The sequence below is a fragment of the Tenacibaculum sp. Bg11-29 genome (genome assembly GCF_002836595.1).
Classification (GTDB): domain Bacteria; phylum Bacteroidota; class Bacteroidia; order Flavobacteriales; family Flavobacteriaceae; genus Polaribacter.
Genome location: NZ_PJBB01000003.1, coordinates 734,653 through 753,365, shown reverse-complemented (window position 1 = coordinate 753,365; position 18,713 = coordinate 734,653). Strand labels below are relative to the sequence as shown.

The following is an 18,713-nucleotide window of genomic DNA, read 5'->3' as shown; positions in this document are numbered from 1 at the left end:
GTTTTTTATTATTATATACCAATATTTAAAGAAAAAGTATACTGTCTTCTTATAGGAAGAGCTACACCACCAGTATTATAAAATTCAGGATCCTGTCCGTTTAATCTAGAGTCAGAATACAATAAAAATAAGTTTGTTCCTTGAAATTTAACGTTAAAACTTGATAAACCTAATTTATCTGTTACATCTTTACCAAATGTATATCCTAAAGAGATGTTTTTCATTCTAACAAAATCTCCATCAGCTACTCTTACCGTAGAGTAGTTATAAGCATTGTAAAGTCTGCTTAATGAGCTTCTAAATGGGTCTCCTTCATTTGAATCAAATCCTGTAATTACAGGGATGTTTGTAAAGTTTTCATCTCCAGGTAGTACCCATCTGTTTTTTATGTCTTTAGAAAAAACGTTTGTATCAGAGTAGTTATTCGAATATAAAGGGTTTAATCTTATTTTATTACCTCCGGCACCAGTTATTAAAACGTTTAAGTTCCAATTCTTATAAGAGAAGTTGTTTGAAATTCCAGCAGAAATATTAGGGTCAACCGATCCTTCATAAACTAAGAAATCAGTAATGTTTTCTGTTTCTTGAAAATCAGGACCTCCGCTAGTATTGTTATTAGTTGGTAATTTAAAAGTAGGATATCCTTGGCTGTCTAACCCATTAAAATCAAATGAGAACATTGCGTTTATTGGATATCCTTCTATGTTACCACCAGTACCGTCAATTAAATCGAAAACAATTGGACGATTTTGTAATTTCGTAATTTCTTGATCGTAATAAGAGAAATTGAAAGAACTTGACCATGTAAAGTTATCTGTAACAATGTTTTTTGTGTTTAAACTAAGTTCCAAACCTTTTACTTTTACATCAGCATTATTTCCTTGTTTTATAAATTCTCCACCAATTCCTGAAGTTCTTACAAAGTCAATGTTGTCAAAAATATCTCTTGAATATACATCAGCAGATAAAGTAACTCTATTATTCATAAAACCTACATCTAGTCCTAGGTTAAGTTCATATTGCTTTTCCCATGTTAATTCTGAATTTTGTAATTCAGTTATATTCAAATAACTTTCTCTGTCTCCAGGTAATAATCTATCAGTTATTTGACTACGAAATATTGCAGCAGCATTAGTTGCAGAACCAGGTGTTGCAACAAGACCATATGATGATCTTAAACTTAAATTACTGATAGTATTTGAGTTTGCTAAGAAATCCTCTTCGCTAACATTCCATTTTGCACTAACAGACCCTGTAGGTAGCCATCTAGAACTTGAGCTTTTACCTTGTCTATTTGATCCATCATATCTTCCTGTTAAAGAAAATATATATTTACTATCATAACCATATGATGCTTTTCCAAAAAAAGCTACAGTTCTTTCTCTTTCTTGAGAGATATTAAAGTAATTCCCTCCTTCAGATATTAGTTTATCTAAGATTCTAGAATCAGTAAAAGGAACATATCCGTTGTCAAATTGTAAACCATAACCTGTAAAGCTATTTCTTTCCCTGTCTACATATCTCATTTCTTGACCTAATAAAACATTTAAGTTGTGTTTGTCATTAAATGTATCATTATAAGAAAAACTATTTCTTAAATAAAATGTTGTTAAGTAATTATCATTTTTGGTGTAAATACCTCCTTCTGGAAGTACAGGTACAGGGATTGCATCAGGATTGTTAGGGTCTTGATATAAAAAAATGTTAGCATCTCTTACAATAGTAGTCTCATTAGAGTTGTAAGCCTTTACAACATTAGATCTTTCTTTAACGTTATGTTCTCTAGTACTGTTTACATATCTAGCAGCAGCATTAAAATCATATGTTATTTTATCAGAAAACTTATAAGAAGCATCTATTTGAAACTTTATATCTCTTAAATTAAGGTCTATAGAGTTGTTTTTAGTTTCTTCTAAAATATTAAAATCAGCCCAGTTGTTTCTGTAATACTCTAAATTACCATTATTATCTCTAGGTCTTAAAGTTCTTGAAGTGTTTAAGGCGTAGCTAAAAGGGTTGATGTCAAAATTTCTAGAAGAACTTCCTGTAAAATTATCTGTTTGTCTTTCGAAAGTACCAGGTGCTTTTTGTTTTCTTATAGAAGCATTAGATGATAGTGTAACGTTAAGTTTATCAGAAAGGTAAAATGTATTCTTTACATTAAATGTTAATCTACTTACTTTTTCAGCAATAGACCATCCTGGATCTGAAAAGAAACTTAATGAAGAATAGAAAGCGTTATTCTTTCCACCACCACTTAAACTTAAAGAATGATTTTGAGTTAACGATTGTCTAAATAGTTGTTTAAACCAATTCGTGTTTGCCGATTCATATTGTTGTAAAAAACGATTTTTAGCTTCAGGAGTATTCTCTAATAAAAATTTCCCTGTAGCTTCGTCATAAGTATTTATCCTGTCAGCCATTATATAGTAGATTCCACCATATCTAGCTTGAGCAATACTTGGTAATTCTAAAGCACCTTTAGCTTCTAGTTCTTTTAAAACACTTAAGTTTTCTTTAGAGTCTAATATGTCGTATTGCGAGTAACTAGGTATGTCTCTAACAGTTTGTTCTAAAGAATAAGATATTTTCATAGGACTTTCTTTTCGTCCTGATTTAGTTGTAATTACAACTACTCCATTTCTAGCTCTTGCTCCATAAAGAGAAGTTGCTGAAGCATCTTTTAAAATATCAATTTTTTTAATATCATTAGCATTAATTCCAGCAATAGATGAGCTGATTAATGTTTCTGCATTACCTGATGCTAATTGATCTAGATTTGTTTCAACGATATCTTCTTGTACAACACCATCAATTACATAGAGTGGGCTGTTATTACCAAAGATAGAAGAAGACCCTCTAATCGTAATTTTTGGAGCGGCACCAAATGTTCCAGAAATATTTTGAATATTTACCCCTGCTGCTTTACCTTCTAGCATACGAGAAATATCCGTGATTCCATCAATCTTCAAATCAGCAAAACCAACAGAAACAGCGGAACCTGTAAAAGCTTTTTTATTAATTTTATCGTAACCTGTAGCTACGACTTCTACTTCATTAAGGATGTTCATATCCTCAATCATTGTGATGTTAATAGAAGTATTAGAGGTGATCACTTTTTCGGTAGTTGCCATTCCTACAAAGCTAAAAGATAGTACGTCGTTTAGTTTTGCTTTAATGGAGAACTTTCCATCAAAATCAGTTTCGGTACCTCTAGTACTACCTTTAATTAAAACTGTAACTCCAGGTAAAGGTCCTGCTTTATCTGAGACTACACCTGTGATAGTCAGATTTTCCTGCCCATAAGTGAGTTGGAAAGCTAAAATAAAAAACAGTATAAGTGTTTTTGTAATTTTGTGCATAAAATTAAATATTTGAATTAGTATTTGTAAATTCCCGCTTTTATCTAGCAGCAATAGGGTTTTTACTGAAATTCTTGCTGATTATGATATCATATTAACAGTTTTAAGCTTGTTTACCCTACCTTAAATCTTAATTTTTATTAAAATTTAATTTATTTGCTAATAAAATGGGGTGGTTGATGAGTAATTAATGATAGGAAATATAGAAACATAAAATTTTTATAATATTTATGAACGAGCAGCTTTTAACATGGTATTTTAACAATAAAAGGGATTTGCCTTGGCGTAAAACTAAGGATCCGTATTTTGTTTGGTTGAGCGAAATTATGCTTCAGCAAACGAGAGTTGCACAAGGTTTACCTTATTTTTTAACGTTTACAAGAACGTTTGAAACTGTATTCGATTTGGCAAAAGCTGAAGAGAGTAAAGTGCTTAAACTATGGCAAGGATTAGGATATTATTCAAGAGCCAGGAATTTACATTTTACAGCAAAGTATATTGCGAATGAGCTTAATGGAGTTTTTCCAAAGAATTATAAAGAATTATTGAAGTTAAAAGGAGTAGGAGATTATACAGCTTCTGCGATAGCATCAATTTGTTATGATGAGCCAGTTGCTGTTGTTGATGGTAATGTATATAGGGTTTTGTCTCGTTATTTTGGAATTAGCACTCCAATTAATTCAGCAAAAGGAATAAAAGAATTTAAAGAGTTGGCGCAAACATTAATTGATGAATCTCAACCAGGCACCTATAATCAGGCTATTATGGATTTTGGTGCATTACAATGTAAGCCTCAGAATCCGTTATGCGATTGTTGTCCATTATCTAATAGTTGTATTGCTTTAGAAAAAAAACAAGTTAAAGAGCTTCCTGTAAAAGAGAAAAAAATTAAAATTAAAAAAAGATATTTTAATTTTTTAGTTACAGTTACAGCGAATAATAAAACAATTATTGAAGAAAGAGAAGGAAAAGGAATTTGGCAAGGCTTATATCAATTTCCACTTATAGAAACTCAAGAGTCAATTTCTGAAATAGATTTGGTTTCTAATGAGCAGTTTTCTTTACTTTTCCCTGAAGAAACATTAGTGTCGTTATTTAATGCAAAAGAGATAGTTCATAAGCTTTCACATCAACATTTGTTTACAAAATTTTGGGTTGTAAAAATTGAAAATGTACAAAAGAAAACTGTTTCTTGGGATGTAATTAAGGAGTTTCCAGTACCAGTATTAATAGATAATTTTTTAAACGATTTTTTAAACAAGAGATAGTAAAATTTGTATATTTGATTTTACACAAATATGTAAACTATGGCGGGAACAATAAATAAAGTTATTTTAATAGGTCATTTAGGTGATGAATTAAAAATGCATTATTTTGAAGGAGGTAACTCAGTTGGTCGTTTTCCTTTAGCTACTAACGAAACATATACCAATCGCCAAACAGGAGAAAAAATAACGAATGTAGAGTGGCATAATATTGTGGTGCGTAATAAATTAGCTGAAATTTGTGAAAAATATTTAACAAAAGGAGATAAAGTTTATTGTGAGGGCCGTATAAAAACACGTCAATATGAGGTAGATGGGCAAAAACGATATGCAACAGAAATTCAGGTGCAAGAGATGACTTTTTTATCAACAAAAAAGGATCCTAATAATACACCATCTAATATTAATCCTATTGAAAAAAATACCGAAACATTTAATATTACTCCTCAAAAAGAAGATGATTTACCATTTTAGTTTATTTAAAATTTAACAATTGGATACAGACCCCAACTCCTTGTTTTTAGCGTTACCAAACATTGATTTATTGACTATGGTCAATAGTTTAGTGTTACTTTTTTTATTAGTTTTATCTGCTTTAGTTTCTGGAGCTGAAGTAGCTTTTTTTTCTATTTCAAAAACCCAGCTAGATGCTCTTTCATCTTCATCAAAAGAAGAAAATACGGTTGTAAAACTCCTTAAAAACCCTAAAAAACTACTAGGTACAATTTTAATAACAAATAACTTTATTAATATTCTTATTGTATTGCTTTTTTCTAGTATTGGAAAAGTGTTATTTTCTGGACTAGATTATCAGTTAGATTTATACCTGTTTAAGGTATCTGTACTTTTTTTAATTGAAATTGTATTAATCACTTTTTTAATTTTATTATTCGGAGAGGTATTACCAAAAGTATATGCAACAAGAAAATCGATGCTGTTTGCTAGCTTTATGGCAAAGCCTATAAAAGCTTTAAGTTTTTTTTTAACACCTTTAAGTACACCGCTTATAAGATTAACTAGTGTAGTTGAAAATAAGCTAGGAAATAAAAACAATAATCTTTCAGTAGAACGCTTATCGCAAGCCTTAGAATTAACTTCTAGTGGAGCAACTACAAAAGAAGAACAAAAAATTTTAGAAGGAATTGTAAGTTTTGGAAATACAGAAACTGTACAAATTATGAAGCCAAGAACGGATGTTTGTGCTATTGCAGATGATACATCATACGAGGAGGTTTTAAAAATAATTTTAAAAAACGGATATTCAAGAATTCCTGTGTATCACGAAAATGTAGACAATATTAGAGGTGTTTTATATGCAAAAGATTTATTGGCTTATTTAAACGAAAAGAATTTTAAATGGCAAAAATTGCTACGAGAAGCCTTTTTTGTTCCTGAAAATAAAAAATTAGACGACTTGTTAAGTGAATTTCAAGAAATGAAAAAACACCTAGCAATTGTTGTTGACGAATATGGTGGGACTAGTGGAATTGTAACTTTAGAAGATGTTATAGAGGAGATTGTGGGTGATATAAATGATGAATTTGATGATGATGATTTAACGTATTCTAAGATTGATGAGAATAACTATATTTTTGAAGGAAAGATTACTATTAGAGACTTTTGTCGAGTATTAGATGATGATGAGGAAGAGAAATTTGAAGAAGCAAAAGGAGAGAGTGAAACCTTAGCAGGTTTTATTTTAGAAGTATTTGGTAAGTTTCCTAAAAAAGGAGAGAAAATAAACTTTAGTATTTATACGTTTACTATTGAAGCGTTAGATAAAAAGCGTATAAAACAAGTAAAAACAACAAGGAATGCGTAAATTTTTATTATTGATATCGGTAGTGTTATTAATAAGTTGTGGTGAGGATGTTTTACCAAAGCCTAGAGGGTATTTAAGTTTAGAATATCCTGAGTTGGGTTATAATAAATTAAATAAAAGTAGACCTTATCGTTTTGATGTATCAAAAAATGCTGCGATTAAAAGTTTACCAAAAAATTGGTTAAAAATTCAATATCCAGAGCTAAAAGCATCTGTTCATATTACATATCGACCAATCAATAACAACTTACGAGAGTTGTTAATTGAAGCAGAAAAACTAGTATTGGAACACACCGTTAAAGCAGATAATATTTCTTGGAGGGATTATGCTGATACTGATAAAAAGGTGTACGGGAAAATGTGTGAAATTTCGGGTAATGCCGCTTCACAAATACAGTTTCATGTTACTGATAGTACAAAACACTTTTTAAAAGGTTCACTGTTTTTTTATACCAAACCTAATTACGACTCTATTTTACCAGCTGTTGAATATATTAAGAAAGATATGATTCAAATGCTAGAAACCTTGGAATGGGAACGGTAAATTTAAATAAAGAGAGGTGAAAAAATATTTAGTAATATTATTATTTATTACATCAATTTGTCTTTCACAAGAAGGTGAGAGATTTAAAATAGGTGTAAAAGTTGCCAACTTAGATAAGGCAGAGAACTATAAAGTTCCTAAATCAATTTTATTTGAGTTTAATGGGAGCGCTCATTTAATAAATTATTATTTAGATTTAACAAAAAAAATAAAAAAGCAATTTAAAAAAGAAAGAATTAAAACGAAGTTTAATTACAATCTTTCAGATTTCAATCCTTTAAAAGCAGATATGAATTCCATTCCAAAAAAGAAATTTAATTTTAAAGATTTTGATGTTGTTTGTCAATACAATATCAATAATTTTAAAGGATGGGATGATCATTTATTCAGATATAGAAAACAAAATTATAAAGCGGATCTTATTCTTCAAAAAGAAAATGAAGTGCTTTTAAAAATGACAATTGATATAAATACTTATTATACAATATCTACACAAAATAAAAATATATCTAAAATTATTTTAGATAATATTAAATAGAGCAGATTTTAAACCTTTCTACTTTGCAACCATAAATAAAATTGCAATCCAAATAAAATTGCTCCAGAGAGTAAATGTATTGCTTGAGTTCCTAAAGGGAATTCGGCATAATACATTAAAATACCTGTAACGGTTTCTAGTGAAATCAAGAAAACAATCCAATTTATTAATTTGTAACCTAAACCTTTAATCTGATTTAAGTAAAATATGCCTAAGTTTACAAGTACAATTGCAATAGTAAATGAACGGTGAAAGTAGAATTTAAAATTAGGATTCATTAAACTGTAGTGTTTGTTATCGAAACCAAAAAGTTTTACCTGTTCATCAATAAACTGTCGAACTTGAGTTCCTAAAGCAATTTGAATGAGTGAAAAAACTGCAGAAATAATTACTAATTTGCTAAGTAAAGAGTTATGCTTATAAGTTGTTTTTTTACGATCAGAAACAATAAATAGTAACCACAATAACAAGGCAACAATTACCAAGCCAGCTACCATATGAATAGTGATAATGGTTGGTTTTAAATTCGTATCAACAACTGTTTTTCCTAACCAAGCTTCAAAAAGCATTAAAAAGAAAGCTCCGAATGATAATAATGTGATTAGCTTTTTCTCTCTCCAAAATTTAGTAGAAACAAAAACTAGAAACAAAAACGGAATTCCAGCTAAAGCAGATGATAACCTATTGATATATTCTGTCCAGGTATGCAATTTATTGAATTTTGCATAACTGTGCTTCGTGTATGTTGTCCAGTTATTATTATTAAATTCATTTGTGGTTTTTATATCGTTTTCAGCAACAAATAATTTCTCATTTTTAACAATAATCATTCCTTCTTCATAATCCGTATTCGGTAGCCAAGTAATTTGCTCTTCAGAGGTTGGGGGAATATAATACCCAAAACACTTTGGCCAATCAGGACATCCCATTCCAGAACCTGTCATACGAACTACTGAGCCTGCTAAAAAAATAAGATACACAGAAATTAAACTGATTTTTACTATGAGCGGAAAGTGTTTTTTCATCAGAAGAAAAGTTTTTACAAAGATAAGATAAACACATAAAAAAAGCTCCTCAAATGAGGAGCTTGATTTTTATTTTAAAAATAAATTATGCTTTAGTTGTTTCAGCACAACACTCTTTTTTACAATCTGTAGCACAAGCTTTTTCGTCAGTTTTTCCTTTTTTACAAGCTGCTTTCTTTTTGCAAGCTTCTTTTTCGGCATCAGTTTTTGCTGTACATGCCTTTTTACTTGTTTCAGAAGCTTTATACATGTCACCACTACCAATTCCTTCAACAAAAGCAATTAAATCAGTTTTATTCGTAATGTTACTGTCATATTTTACGGTAGCAATACTATCATTAAATACAACTTTAGCATCTAGAACTCCTTCTTTTTTTGATAAATCAGAAGCTATCTTCTTAGCACAACCTATTTCACAAGTCATTCCTGAAATGTTTAAAGAAAGTTCTTTTGTGTTAGCAGCAACTTCAGTTTTTTGTTCTTTATTAACATCTTCTTTCTTTGCTTCATTTTTACATCCAACTGCTAAAAAACTAACAAGGGCTAAGGCTAATACTATTTTTTGAATTTTCATCATTTTAGATTATTGGGTTATCAGGCAAATTTATCAATAAAATTGAGTTTATAGATATAAATACACGAATTTTGTGCTTAATTGAATTGAAAATGAGTAGTCAACAGCGTAAATGGTTGTATTTAATAATACTTTCACTAGTTTGGGGAAGTTCTTTTATTTTAATAAAAAAAGCATTAGTTGGGTTAACACCTATTCAATTAGGAGCTTTGAGAATATTAATTACAGCGGTCTTTTTATTATTGATAGGTTTTAAGAGTCTTAAAAAAATTCAAAAAAAACATTGGCTTTATATCTTATATACTGCCTTATTAGGAACTTTTTTTCCAGCTTTTATGTTTGCTTTTGCAATTAACGGAATAGATAGTTCTATCTCAGCTATTTTAAGTTCGTTAACTCCTTTTAATACTTTTATTTTGGGAGCTTTAATTTTTGGTTTTACTTTCAAAAAGAAACAATTTATTGGGATTTTAGTTGGGTTGATTGGAACGCTAATTTTAATTTTAAAAGGAGCAGAATTAAACCCTAACCAAAATTATTGGTATGCTCTTTTAGTTGTTTTTTCATCAATAGGTTATGCTTTTAATGTAAATATTATTAAAAAGTATCTATATGACTTAGATGCGTTAGCAATAACAACAGGTAACTTTTTATTGTTAATTATCCCTGCCTCATTAGTTTTGTTGTATTCAGGATTTTTCTCAACGTTTGAGGTAAACGATCAAACCACTACAGCTTTGGGTTATATTACTGTTTTATCTGTTGTTGGTACAGGAATAGCAAAAGTATTGTTTAATAAAATGGTGCACTTATCGTCTCCTATTTTTGCTTCATCTGTAACTTATTTAATTCCTATTGTAGCTGTTATGTGGGGGCTGATTGATGGAGAGAGATTAAGTATTATTCAACTGTTTGCTGGTGGTATTATTCTATTAGGAGTTTGGTTGGTAAATAAAGTAAAATAAAAAAGAGCCAAAACTTTAGTTTTGACTCTCGTAATTATTCTAAAGTTTTTCTATTTACTGGAAATCAGTAGCAGAAACACCTTCGTTAATTTTTATTTCTTTTACCTCAAAGTTCATTTTCATAGGTCCCATAGACCTAACCATTAAATAAGGAAACTTAACTCCGTTTATTTCTTTGTAATCAGAGAATTCTACAGGGTCTTTAACTTCTCCTTGTGGTCCTTTTACTGTTGAAACTTCTTTAAGTTTTAAGCCCGATTTCATATCATAAAAAATTTCTTTTTTATCAAGCTTAATTACGTATGCTTTTTTACCATTAATTGGCTCTATTCTATCTAAAGTTCCTTTACGATAAGCTTCATCAGAAAAAAGAGAAATGTTTTTCTTTGCCGCTTCTAATTCTTTTCCGGCTAATTCTTTCTTTTGTCCACGAGCTTCTTGATACCCCTTCGTTCCATCAAAAATAATTTTTTGCATAACATTACCCCCCATAGAAATAATTATTGAAGATTTATTAGGAGTAGCACTTTTTTGAACTAAGTTTAACTGCATTCCTTGAACTTTAGCTTCTGAACTTATCTTTATAGATTTTACAGCAGCAATTTTATCTTTACCTCCAATTGCATTAAAATAGTTGTCAACTACAGTTGAGGCTGTTACCCCTTCAGGAATAGGTAGTGACATTGCAGGTTTAGAAGTAGCATTTCCTTCCTTATCAAAATAATTAATTACGTAGTCAGCATTTTTTTCTAAATTCTTTAATACATCAATTCCTTTACCAGTAATTATGATACGAGCTTTATCAGCTTTAAAATATTTAATTGCTGCGTTTTGAACATCGTCTAGAGTTACAGCATTAATGTTTTTTAAATAGTTTTCATAAAAATTTGTAGGCAAATTATAACGTGCAATATTTAAAGCGTAACGTGCAGCTGTTGCAGGTTTTTGAACCTCCATTACAAAGCTTCCAACATATTTTGCTTTTGCGTTTTTTAATTCTTCAGCAGTTGCTTTTTTGTAACGAATTTTATTGATTTCTTTTTGTATTTCTACTACAGAACTATCAGTAACTACATTACGAACACTTGCAGTTGCTCTAAAAGTTGCTGCATGTTTATTTTGTCTAACACTAGAGTATGAGCCATAGGTGTACCCTTTGTCTTCACGTAAATTCATAAATAAACGAGCAGTACCACCGCCACCTAAAATGCTGTTTGCTAATATGGCTGCGTAATAATCTTTATCGCCTAATTTTAAATCAATGTTGTTTGCAACTACAATTTCTGATTGAACTGCATTTGACATGTTAATAAAGTTAATCTCTGTAGTACTTACGTTTTCTGGTTTTGCAAAAGCAAGTGCAGGAACATTTCCTTTTTTCCAGTCACCAAATAACTTAGTCACCATTTTTTTAGTTTCTGACGGATTAATATCTCCAACAATTACTAAATAGGCATTATTTGGTTTGTAATAAGTGTTAAAGTTATTTTGCACATCTGTTAATGTAATGTTACCAACAGTTGCTTTGGTTGTAAATTCTCCAAAAGGATGATCTTTACCATAAATTAAAGCACTTTCTACTCTTCTAGCGATAGCTGTTACACTTTTCTCGTTAGATTTTAATCCATCTAATGTAACTTTTACTTCTTTATCGAATTCTTCTTGAGTGAATTGAGAATTTTTAACCCCATCAGCCATTAAGCCTAATACTTCTGGAAAGTATTTTTTTAATGATCTTGCAGAAGCGCCAGAGCTATAAAAATTAACATTTGCTCCAAGATAATCTACTTTTTCATTAAATTCATCTTTTGTAATATTAGCTGTTCCTCTTCCCAGTAAGCTTCCCATCATATCAGAAAGACCTGTTTTGTTACCTTCAATAACTGGTATATTTTCAATTGATAAACTTGCAGATGCTCTAGGTAATTTATGGTTTTCAACCATAATTACCTGTAAACCGTTCGGTAAAGTAAATTTCTCTACTTTTCCTAACTGTACTTTTGGCGCTGGTCCTGGTTTGGGTTGTACGCTTCTATCTATTTGTGCAGTTGTAGCAAAAGACATTGCTAAAATTGCGATAAGTGATACTATTTTTGTTTTCATAATATATTATATGTCTTTTAACTTATTTCTTTTTTGGTAAATATTCTAAAACTAATCGTTGATTAGGATTTAAGAATTTTTTTGCAGCAGTTTTAATCTCTTCACGAGTAATAGAGCGGTAAATATTAATTTCAGTATTTATTAAATTAGTATCTCCATACAATACATTGTAGCGAGCTAAAGAGTTTGCAATTCCTTCTACACTCGAATTAGAGTTTACAAAATTGTTTTCGAACTTGTTTTGTAATTTCTGATATGCTTTTTCTGAAATTAAATTAGTTTGAAGTTTTACTATTTCTTCATCAATTTCTTTTGTTAAGTCAGCTAAAGATGTTTTTCCTAAGGGAAGACCATAAACAATATATGTTCCGTAATCTTCTTGGCTTAAGTTAATAGCGCCAGCTTGTAAGGCCATTTTCTTTTGATCTACTAATTTTTTGTATAAAACAGAACTTTTTCCATCACTTAAATAAGTTGAAATCATATCTAAAACTCTTGCTTCTCTTGTTTTCATAGAAGGAGTTCTGTATGCATTAATTACAGCAGGAATTTGGATGTTAGCATCATATGCTTTTGCATTTATTTGCTGAGTAATAGGATCCTCTTTTATTACTGTTCTTTTAATATCTGCACCTCTTGGAATTGATCCAAAATAATCTTGCACCATTTTTTTTGTGGTAGCTATATCAATATCACCAGCAACAACTAAAGTTGCGTTATTAGGTACATAGAATTTTTTATTGAAAGCTAAAAATTCTGCTAAGGTAGCATCGTCTAAATGTTTCATTTTTCCGATAGTCGTTCCTTTATAAGGGTGTTTCTTGAAAATATTCTTTTTAACATTTTCTAAAAAACTACCATAAGGTTGATTATCTACACGTAATCTTTTCTCCTCTTTAACTACTTCGTTTTGCGTATCAACACCTCCTTGGTTAATTACAGGATGTAATAAACGTTCAGATTCCATCCATAAACCTAATTCTAAGTTGTTTGAGGGGAATACTTCGTAATAATACGTTCTGTCATCAGTAGTATTGGCATTGTTTTTTCCTCCGTTAGAAGAAACAATTTTAAACCACTCTCCTTTTTTAATGTTTTTTGTACCCTCAAATAATAAATGCTCAAAAAAGTGAGCCATACCTGTTCTGTCTGGTTGCTCGTCTTTCGCGCCAACATGGTACATTACTGCTGTTGTTACTACAGGTGCAGATTTGTCTTGATGTAAAATTACATGCATTCCGTTGTTTAAATCGTACTCTTCAAACTCAACTTTTTGTGCATTCGCTGAAAAGCCAATAAACAAAGCAGTAGCAAGAGTTGTAATACTTTTTTTCATTGATAAATTTTTAATTTTAACTGATAATTGGTGTATAGGACGTGAAGTTAAGTAGTTTGTTACATTTTTTATTTTTTTTCTTGAATAGTAGTAATTTTCTGAGTTATAGGTTGTTTGTTGGTTTAAACAAACGTATATTTGCACCCGCATTTTCATGAAGAAGGTGTGTTTAAGTATAACGCAAAACAAAAAGTATGTACGCAATCGTAGAGATAGCAGGGCAGCAATTTAAAGTAGCAAAAGACCAAAAGGTATACGTACACCGTTTACAAGAGGCAGAAGGATCAGAAGTAATTTTTGATAACGTAATGCTAATTGAAGACAAAGGAAACGTATCTATTGGCGCCCCAGCTATAACAGGTGCAGGAGTAACTGCAAAGGTATTACGTCACTTAAAAGGTGATAAAGTAATCGTTTTCAAGAAGAAAAGAAGAAAAGGTTACAAAAAGAAAAATGGACACAGACAGTATTTAACTGAGATTCAAATCGAAGGTATTTCTGCATCAGGTGTTAAAAAAACAGCAGCTAAAAAAGTAGCTCCTAAGACTGAGGTAAAATCAGAAGCTAAGGATTTAAGTTCTATGACTGTTGCTGAATTAAAAGCTTTAGCTAAAGAATCTGGTGTTACTGGGTATACTTCTTTAAAGAAAGCTGAATTAATTGAAGCGTTAAGCAAATAATTTAACTTTAAAAACTTACAGAGATGGCTCATAAAAAAGGTGTCGGTAGTTCGAAGAATGGTAGAGAATCAGAATCGAAACGACTAGGAGTAAAGATTTTTGGAGGACAAGCTGCAATTGCAGGTAATATAATTGTTCGTCAAAGAGGAACAACTCACAACCCAGGTGAAAATGTTTACATGGGTAAAGATCATACTTTACATGCTAAAGTTGATGGTGTAGTTGAGTTTAGAAAGAAAAGAAATAATAGATCATATGTTTCTATTACTCCTTTCGAAGCTTAATAAAATTTTTTATTAAAGTAAAAGCTTAAACAATTTATTGTTTAAGCTTTTTTTTATGCCTTTAAATTAATAAACATTAAAGGGTAGTAAGTGGTTTTTAAGTATTGTGTATTGGTGTTTGTAGGGGGAGCAATTTGTAGTGTTTAAGCACCTAACGTTAAGTCTTTTTTTGTAAAGAACTAGAGTTTGTATTCTGAATTTATTATAAAATAAAAAAGCATTACTAAAAGTAATGCTTTTTTTAATATCATTATTGAATAATTCCCCAATTTATCAATATGATTCCCCTTGTGTATTATACTGCAAATATGCATCTAAAATATATTTTATTGAGCTACTTATGTGTAAACAGTATGGAATTATGTATAAATGGTTCTTGTTTTCTTCTTTTAGGTTAATTTAAGGTTACTATAGTGTTTGAAATGGGTTTTTTAGATTTTAATTTTAAATTAATATCAGTTATATTTGATATAAATCGAACTTTATGTTAAAAGCTGTAATCGTAGATGATGAACCAAAAGCCATACAGGGTCTGTCTTGGGAATTATCTAATTTTAATAATGATTTAGAAATCATAAAAACATTTACAGTAGCTGAAGAGGCTATTAAGTACATTAATGAGAATTCTATTGATTGTCTTTTTTTAGATATTGAGATGCCAACAATGGATGGTTTTCAGTTGCTTGAAAAGTTAGAAAAAAAAGATTTTGCTGTGGTTATTACTACAGCTTATAATGAATACGCTATAAAGGCGTTAAAAAGCGAAGCGATTGACTACCTTTTAAAACCTATTGATTCTGACGATTTAGAAGAAACGCTTGATAGAGTTAAAAATCATTATATTAAAAATAATAATAATGAGAAGTTTGAAAAAATACTATCAAATTTTAACGAGAAGTTTAATAGGAAGAAAATAACTATAAATACAGATGGTAAACTTGTTTTTTTAGAACAATCGGAAATTTTATTTGTAGAGTCTGATGGTAATTATTGTTCAATACACATTGTTAATAACAAAAAAATTGTTGTAACAAAAAAACTTAAGGAGATAAATCAATTACTGCCCGAAGATCATTTTTTTAGAATTCACAATTCATTTATTATTAACTTAAATAAAATTAAAGAGTTTTTAAAATCAGATGGTTATGTTGTTTTAGAAGATAATCATAAAATACCTGTTTCGCGCCAACGGAAATCAGATTTCTTAGAAAAATTTTAAAAAATGAAAACTTTCTTAATAGCAATTGTTTTTTGTATAATTACAAGCACCTGTTTTTCACAAAAGAGTGTTGATAGTTTAATTATAAATGTAGTAGAAAATAAAGAACTTGATTATTATAAACTTCAAAAGTATTTTAAAAAAATTGAATTTACAGATAAACAAATAAATTTACTATTAGTTAATAGTAAAAAGAATGAGTATTATTTAGGGGAAGTTTTTGCTAAAAATTTACAAGGGAGATTATTAAGGAAATCTAAAGAATATGACACCGCTGTAGATCTTTACAGAGCTGCATTAGCGCTTTCAATTAAGACAAAGAGTAAAGAAGCAGAAGTTGTAACATTAAACCAATTAGGGATTGTTTATCAGCGACAAGATAAAATTAGAACAGCATTAAACTATCACCAGTCAGCTTTAAGTGTTATATCTAAAATAGAAAACCCTAGTGATTCTTTTAAAATCAGTAAAATCATTTCGATTAATAGTTTAGGTAATATTTATTTAAGCTTAAAACAATATGAAAGAGCTTTAAATAAGTTTAATGAAGCAATTGCAATACAATTAGAGTTAAATCATGTTAAAGGATTGGCTATAAATAATCAAAATATTGGGTTTGCTTATAAAAATATTGGGTATTTGGATTTAGCCTTAGGTAGTTACCATAAAGCGTTAAGGTATAATACCGTAAATAAAGATGAATTAGGAAAAGTAATTTGCCATAACAATATTTCTGATATTTTAATAAAAAAAGGGAGTTATAATGAGGCTTATAAATCCATTATAAAAGCAGTTAACATTGCAGAAAAAATAAAAGGTAATTATTATTTATCTGAGTCATATAACACTTTAGGACTGGTTTTTTTAAAATTGAATAAGTTAGAGGAGTCTCAAAATTATTTGGAAAAATCACTCGAAATAGGGCTAGAAAAGAATATTTCATTAAGCTTGGGTAAGTCGTATAGTTATATGTCTGAATTATATATAAAAACGAAAGATTATAATAAAGCTTTAACATTTTATAAAAAATCTATTGAAATAGAAAAAAAAGCATTTACAAATAAGAATATTCGTTATGTAAATAGCCTTATTAGTATATATGATACTGAAGTTATTAGTAATAAAATAAAAAATTTAGCAAGAGAAAATGAAATAGCTAAATTAAAGTTAACAAGAAATCGTAATATTTTAATCATTGCGTTGATTTCAATTGCTTTATTTGGAGTGTTATTATATTCAGTTTATAGGCAACGTTTATTAAAAAATGAGAAACAAATCTTGCTTTTAGAACAGGAAGCTTTAAGAATTCAGATGAACCCACATTTTGTGTTTAATGCGTTGAATTCTATTAAATTATATATTATTAATAATGAACAAAAAAATGCCGTCCATTATTTGAATAAATTTTCTAAGCTAATCCGAAACATATTAGAGTCTACTACTGTAAAGGAGGTGACTCTAGCAGAGGAACTTAAAACAATGAACTTGTACATGAGTATTGAAAATATTCGTTTTTCAAATGAAATAAGTTATAAAGAAATTTTAGATGAAAATTTGAGTTCAGAGACAATAAAAGTGCCTCCGTTAATTTTACAACCTTTTTTAGAGAATTCTATTTGGCATGGATTGTCTTCAAAGAAAGGAGAAAAAAGAGTTCAATTATCTGTTAATAAAGTTTCAGATGAATTTATTCAGATTAATATAGAAGATAACGGTATAGGACGTAAACAAGCTTTTATAATTAAAAGCAATAAGTCGTTAAATAGAAAGTCTATAGGTATTGATTTAACTAAAGAAAGATTAAAGAATTTTTCTACGCAGTATCAAAATAATTATTCATTAGTTTATACCGATTTAGTTGGTGAAAGCGGTAATGTAGAAGGAACAAGAGTATCTTTAAAAATACCAATAATTTAAAATTTAAATTTTAATTGTACCCAAATTGGCTCTTTTTTTTCGGTATCTAAATTGCTAAAAGATATACCTAGAAGTCTAACGGAGTTTTTTAATGACTCCTGAAATAAGAGGTCTTTTATAATTGGATAAAACGCCTCTTTTTCTTGAATATAATGGTTGATCGTTTTGCTTCTGGTTTGTTGTGTAAAATCACTATACTTTATTTTTAAAGTAATCGTTTTTCCTTTTGTATTAGATTTTTTCATTCTTTGCTCAAGTTCATTGGCAATCCCATCAAGACGTTCTAACATGAAAATTTCAGATGATAAATTTTCATTAAAAGTAGTTTCAGCTGCAATTGATTTTCTAACACGATTTGGTTTTACTTTGCTGTTATGAACCCCTCTTACAATATTGTAATAATGCAAACCCGATTTACCGAATAAAAGAGAGAGTTCATTTAGTGTTTTTTTCTTTAAGTCTAATCCTATAAAAATACCTAAATTGTGCATTTTAGCAGCAGTAACTTTTCCGACACCATAAAATTTATTTACAGATAATTGTTCTAAAAAAGGTATTACTTCGTCAGGGTTTATCGTTTTCTGACCATTAGGCTTATTAATGTCAGAAGCAATTTTAGCAACAAATTTATTTATTGATATTCCTGCGGACGCTCTTAATTCTAATTCATCCCATATACGTTGGCGAATTTCTTGTGCAATTATACTAGCAGATAAATTACTTTTTTTGTTTTCGGTAACATCTAAGTATGCTTCATCTAAAGAAAGTGGTTCAACTAAATCGGTATAATCATAAAATATAGCTCTGATTTTAGAGGATATTTCTTTGTAACGGTGAAATCTAGGGGGAACAAAAATTAAATGTGGACATTTTTGTTTTGCCAATGCTCCACTCATTGCCGATTTGACACCAAATTTACGAGCTTCGTAGCTAGCAGCAGAAACTACACCACGTATTTCATTACCACCAACAGCAAGAGGTCTGTTTCTTAACTTAGGATTATCTAATTGCTCTACCGAGGCATAAAAGGCGTCCATATCAACATGAATAATTTTTCGATAAGGCGGTTTTAGTTCCAT

The 18,713-nt window shown here is 29.6% G+C and carries 16 protein-coding genes; 10 read left to right on the top strand and 6 right to left on the bottom strand.

Features of this window, described 5'->3' with window-relative positions:
• Window positions 1-11 precede the first annotated feature (11 nt).
• The gene (locus CXF68_RS03475) at window positions 12-3,362 is read right to left on the bottom strand and encodes a SusC/RagA family TonB-linked outer membrane protein (RefSeq protein WP_101042978.1); all 3,351 of its coding nucleotides are present in this window, start codon (window positions 3,360-3,362) and stop codon (window positions 12-14) included.
• 230 nt (window positions 3,363-3,592) lie between these two features.
• On the opposite strand from CXF68_RS03475, the gene mutY reads away from it, so the two are divergent.
• The 5 genes from mutY to CXF68_RS03450 are packed head-to-tail and all read left to right on the top strand — an operon-like array spanning window position 3,593 to window position 7,531.
• Window positions 3,593-4,630: an A/G-specific adenine glycosylase gene (gene mutY / locus CXF68_RS03470; protein WP_101042977.1), complete on the top strand. Its 1,038-nt coding sequence runs from the start codon at window positions 3,593-3,595 to the stop codon at window positions 4,628-4,630.
• 39 nt (window positions 4,631-4,669) lie between these two features.
• Entirely contained in the window at window positions 4,670-5,101 is a 432-nt protein-coding gene (locus tag CXF68_RS03465) for a single-stranded DNA-binding protein (RefSeq protein ID WP_101042976.1), read from the top strand.
• A gap of 19 nt (window positions 5,102-5,120) precedes the next feature.
• On the top strand, window positions 5,121-6,449 hold the full coding sequence (gldE, locus tag CXF68_RS03460; RefSeq protein WP_232771603.1) for a gliding motility-associated protein GldE: 1,329 nt from the start codon (window positions 5,121-5,123) through the stop codon (window positions 6,447-6,449).
• Window positions 6,442-6,993 (top strand): gliding motility lipoprotein GldD, encoded by a 552-nt coding sequence (gene gldD, locus CXF68_RS03455; RefSeq protein ID WP_101042974.1) that lies wholly within the window; start codon window positions 6,442-6,444, stop codon window positions 6,991-6,993. Before gldE ends, gldD begins: the two co-directional genes overlap by 8 nt.
• Before the next feature lie 16 nt (window positions 6,994-7,009).
• Window positions 7,010-7,531, top strand: a complete 522-nt coding sequence (locus CXF68_RS03450) for a hypothetical protein (RefSeq protein ID WP_101042973.1) — start codon at window positions 7,010-7,012, stop codon at window positions 7,529-7,531.
• Window positions 7,532-7,539: 8 nt separating this feature from the next.
• Here CXF68_RS03450 and CXF68_RS03445 read toward each other — a convergent pair whose 3' ends face one another.
• Window positions 7,540-8,556, bottom strand: coding sequence for a heme A synthase (locus tag CXF68_RS03445; RefSeq protein ID WP_101042972.1), 1,017 nt, complete (start codon window positions 8,554-8,556; stop codon window positions 7,540-7,542).
• Between the two features lie 85 nt (window positions 8,557-8,641).
• On the bottom strand, window positions 8,642-9,130 hold the full coding sequence (locus CXF68_RS03440) for a cation transporter (protein ID WP_101042971.1): 489 nt from the start codon (window positions 9,128-9,130) through the stop codon (window positions 8,642-8,644).
• Between the two features lie 92 nt (window positions 9,131-9,222).
• Here CXF68_RS03440 and CXF68_RS03435 point away from each other — a divergent pair, with 92 nt between their 5' ends.
• Window positions 9,223-10,095, top strand: a complete 873-nt coding sequence (locus CXF68_RS03435) for a DMT family transporter (protein WP_101042970.1) — start codon at window positions 9,223-9,225, stop codon at window positions 10,093-10,095.
• Window positions 10,096-10,149: 54 nt separating this feature from the next.
• Here the strand turns inward: CXF68_RS03435 and CXF68_RS03430 are convergent, their stop codons facing one another.
• Window positions 10,150-12,198 (bottom strand): pitrilysin family protein, encoded by a 2,049-nt coding sequence (locus tag CXF68_RS03430; RefSeq protein ID WP_101042969.1) that lies wholly within the window; start codon window positions 12,196-12,198, stop codon window positions 10,150-10,152.
• Window positions 12,199-12,220: 22 nt separating this feature from the next.
• Window positions 12,221-13,534, bottom strand: a complete 1,314-nt coding sequence (locus tag CXF68_RS03425; protein ID WP_101047321.1) for a pitrilysin family protein — start codon at window positions 13,532-13,534, stop codon at window positions 12,221-12,223.
• Window positions 13,535-13,728: 194 nt separating this feature from the next.
• Between CXF68_RS03425 and rplU the strand changes: the two genes are divergently transcribed.
• The 4 genes from rplU to CXF68_RS03405 all read left to right on the top strand — a co-directional run bounded on the left by rplU (window position 13,729) and on the right by CXF68_RS03405 (window position 17,634).
• Window positions 13,729-14,214, top strand: coding sequence for a 50S ribosomal protein L21 (gene rplU, locus CXF68_RS03420; RefSeq protein ID WP_101042968.1), 486 nt, complete (start codon window positions 13,729-13,731; stop codon window positions 14,212-14,214).
• A 23-nt stretch (window positions 14,215-14,237) separates the two neighbouring features.
• Window positions 14,238-14,498 carry a 50S ribosomal protein L27 gene (gene rpmA, locus CXF68_RS03415; protein ID WP_087521108.1) on the top strand — a complete coding sequence of 87 codons (261 nt, stop codon included), beginning with the start codon at window positions 14,238-14,240 and terminating at the stop codon, window positions 14,496-14,498.
• Window positions 14,499-14,982: 484 nt separating this feature from the next.
• Window positions 14,983-15,717, top strand: coding sequence for a LytTR family DNA-binding domain-containing protein (locus CXF68_RS03410; protein WP_101042967.1), 735 nt, complete (start codon window positions 14,983-14,985; stop codon window positions 15,715-15,717).
• Window positions 15,718-15,720: 3 nt separating this feature from the next.
• Window positions 15,721-17,634 (top strand): tetratricopeptide repeat protein, encoded by a 1,914-nt coding sequence (locus tag CXF68_RS03405; RefSeq protein ID WP_101042966.1) that lies wholly within the window; start codon window positions 15,721-15,723, stop codon window positions 17,632-17,634.
• Here CXF68_RS03405 and dinB read toward each other — a convergent pair.
• A complete protein-coding gene (gene dinB, locus CXF68_RS03400; protein WP_101042965.1) occupies window positions 17,631-18,713 on the bottom strand; it encodes a DNA polymerase IV in 1,083 nt (360 codons plus the stop codon). The two genes, CXF68_RS03405 and dinB, sit on opposite strands and share 4 nt — an antisense overlap.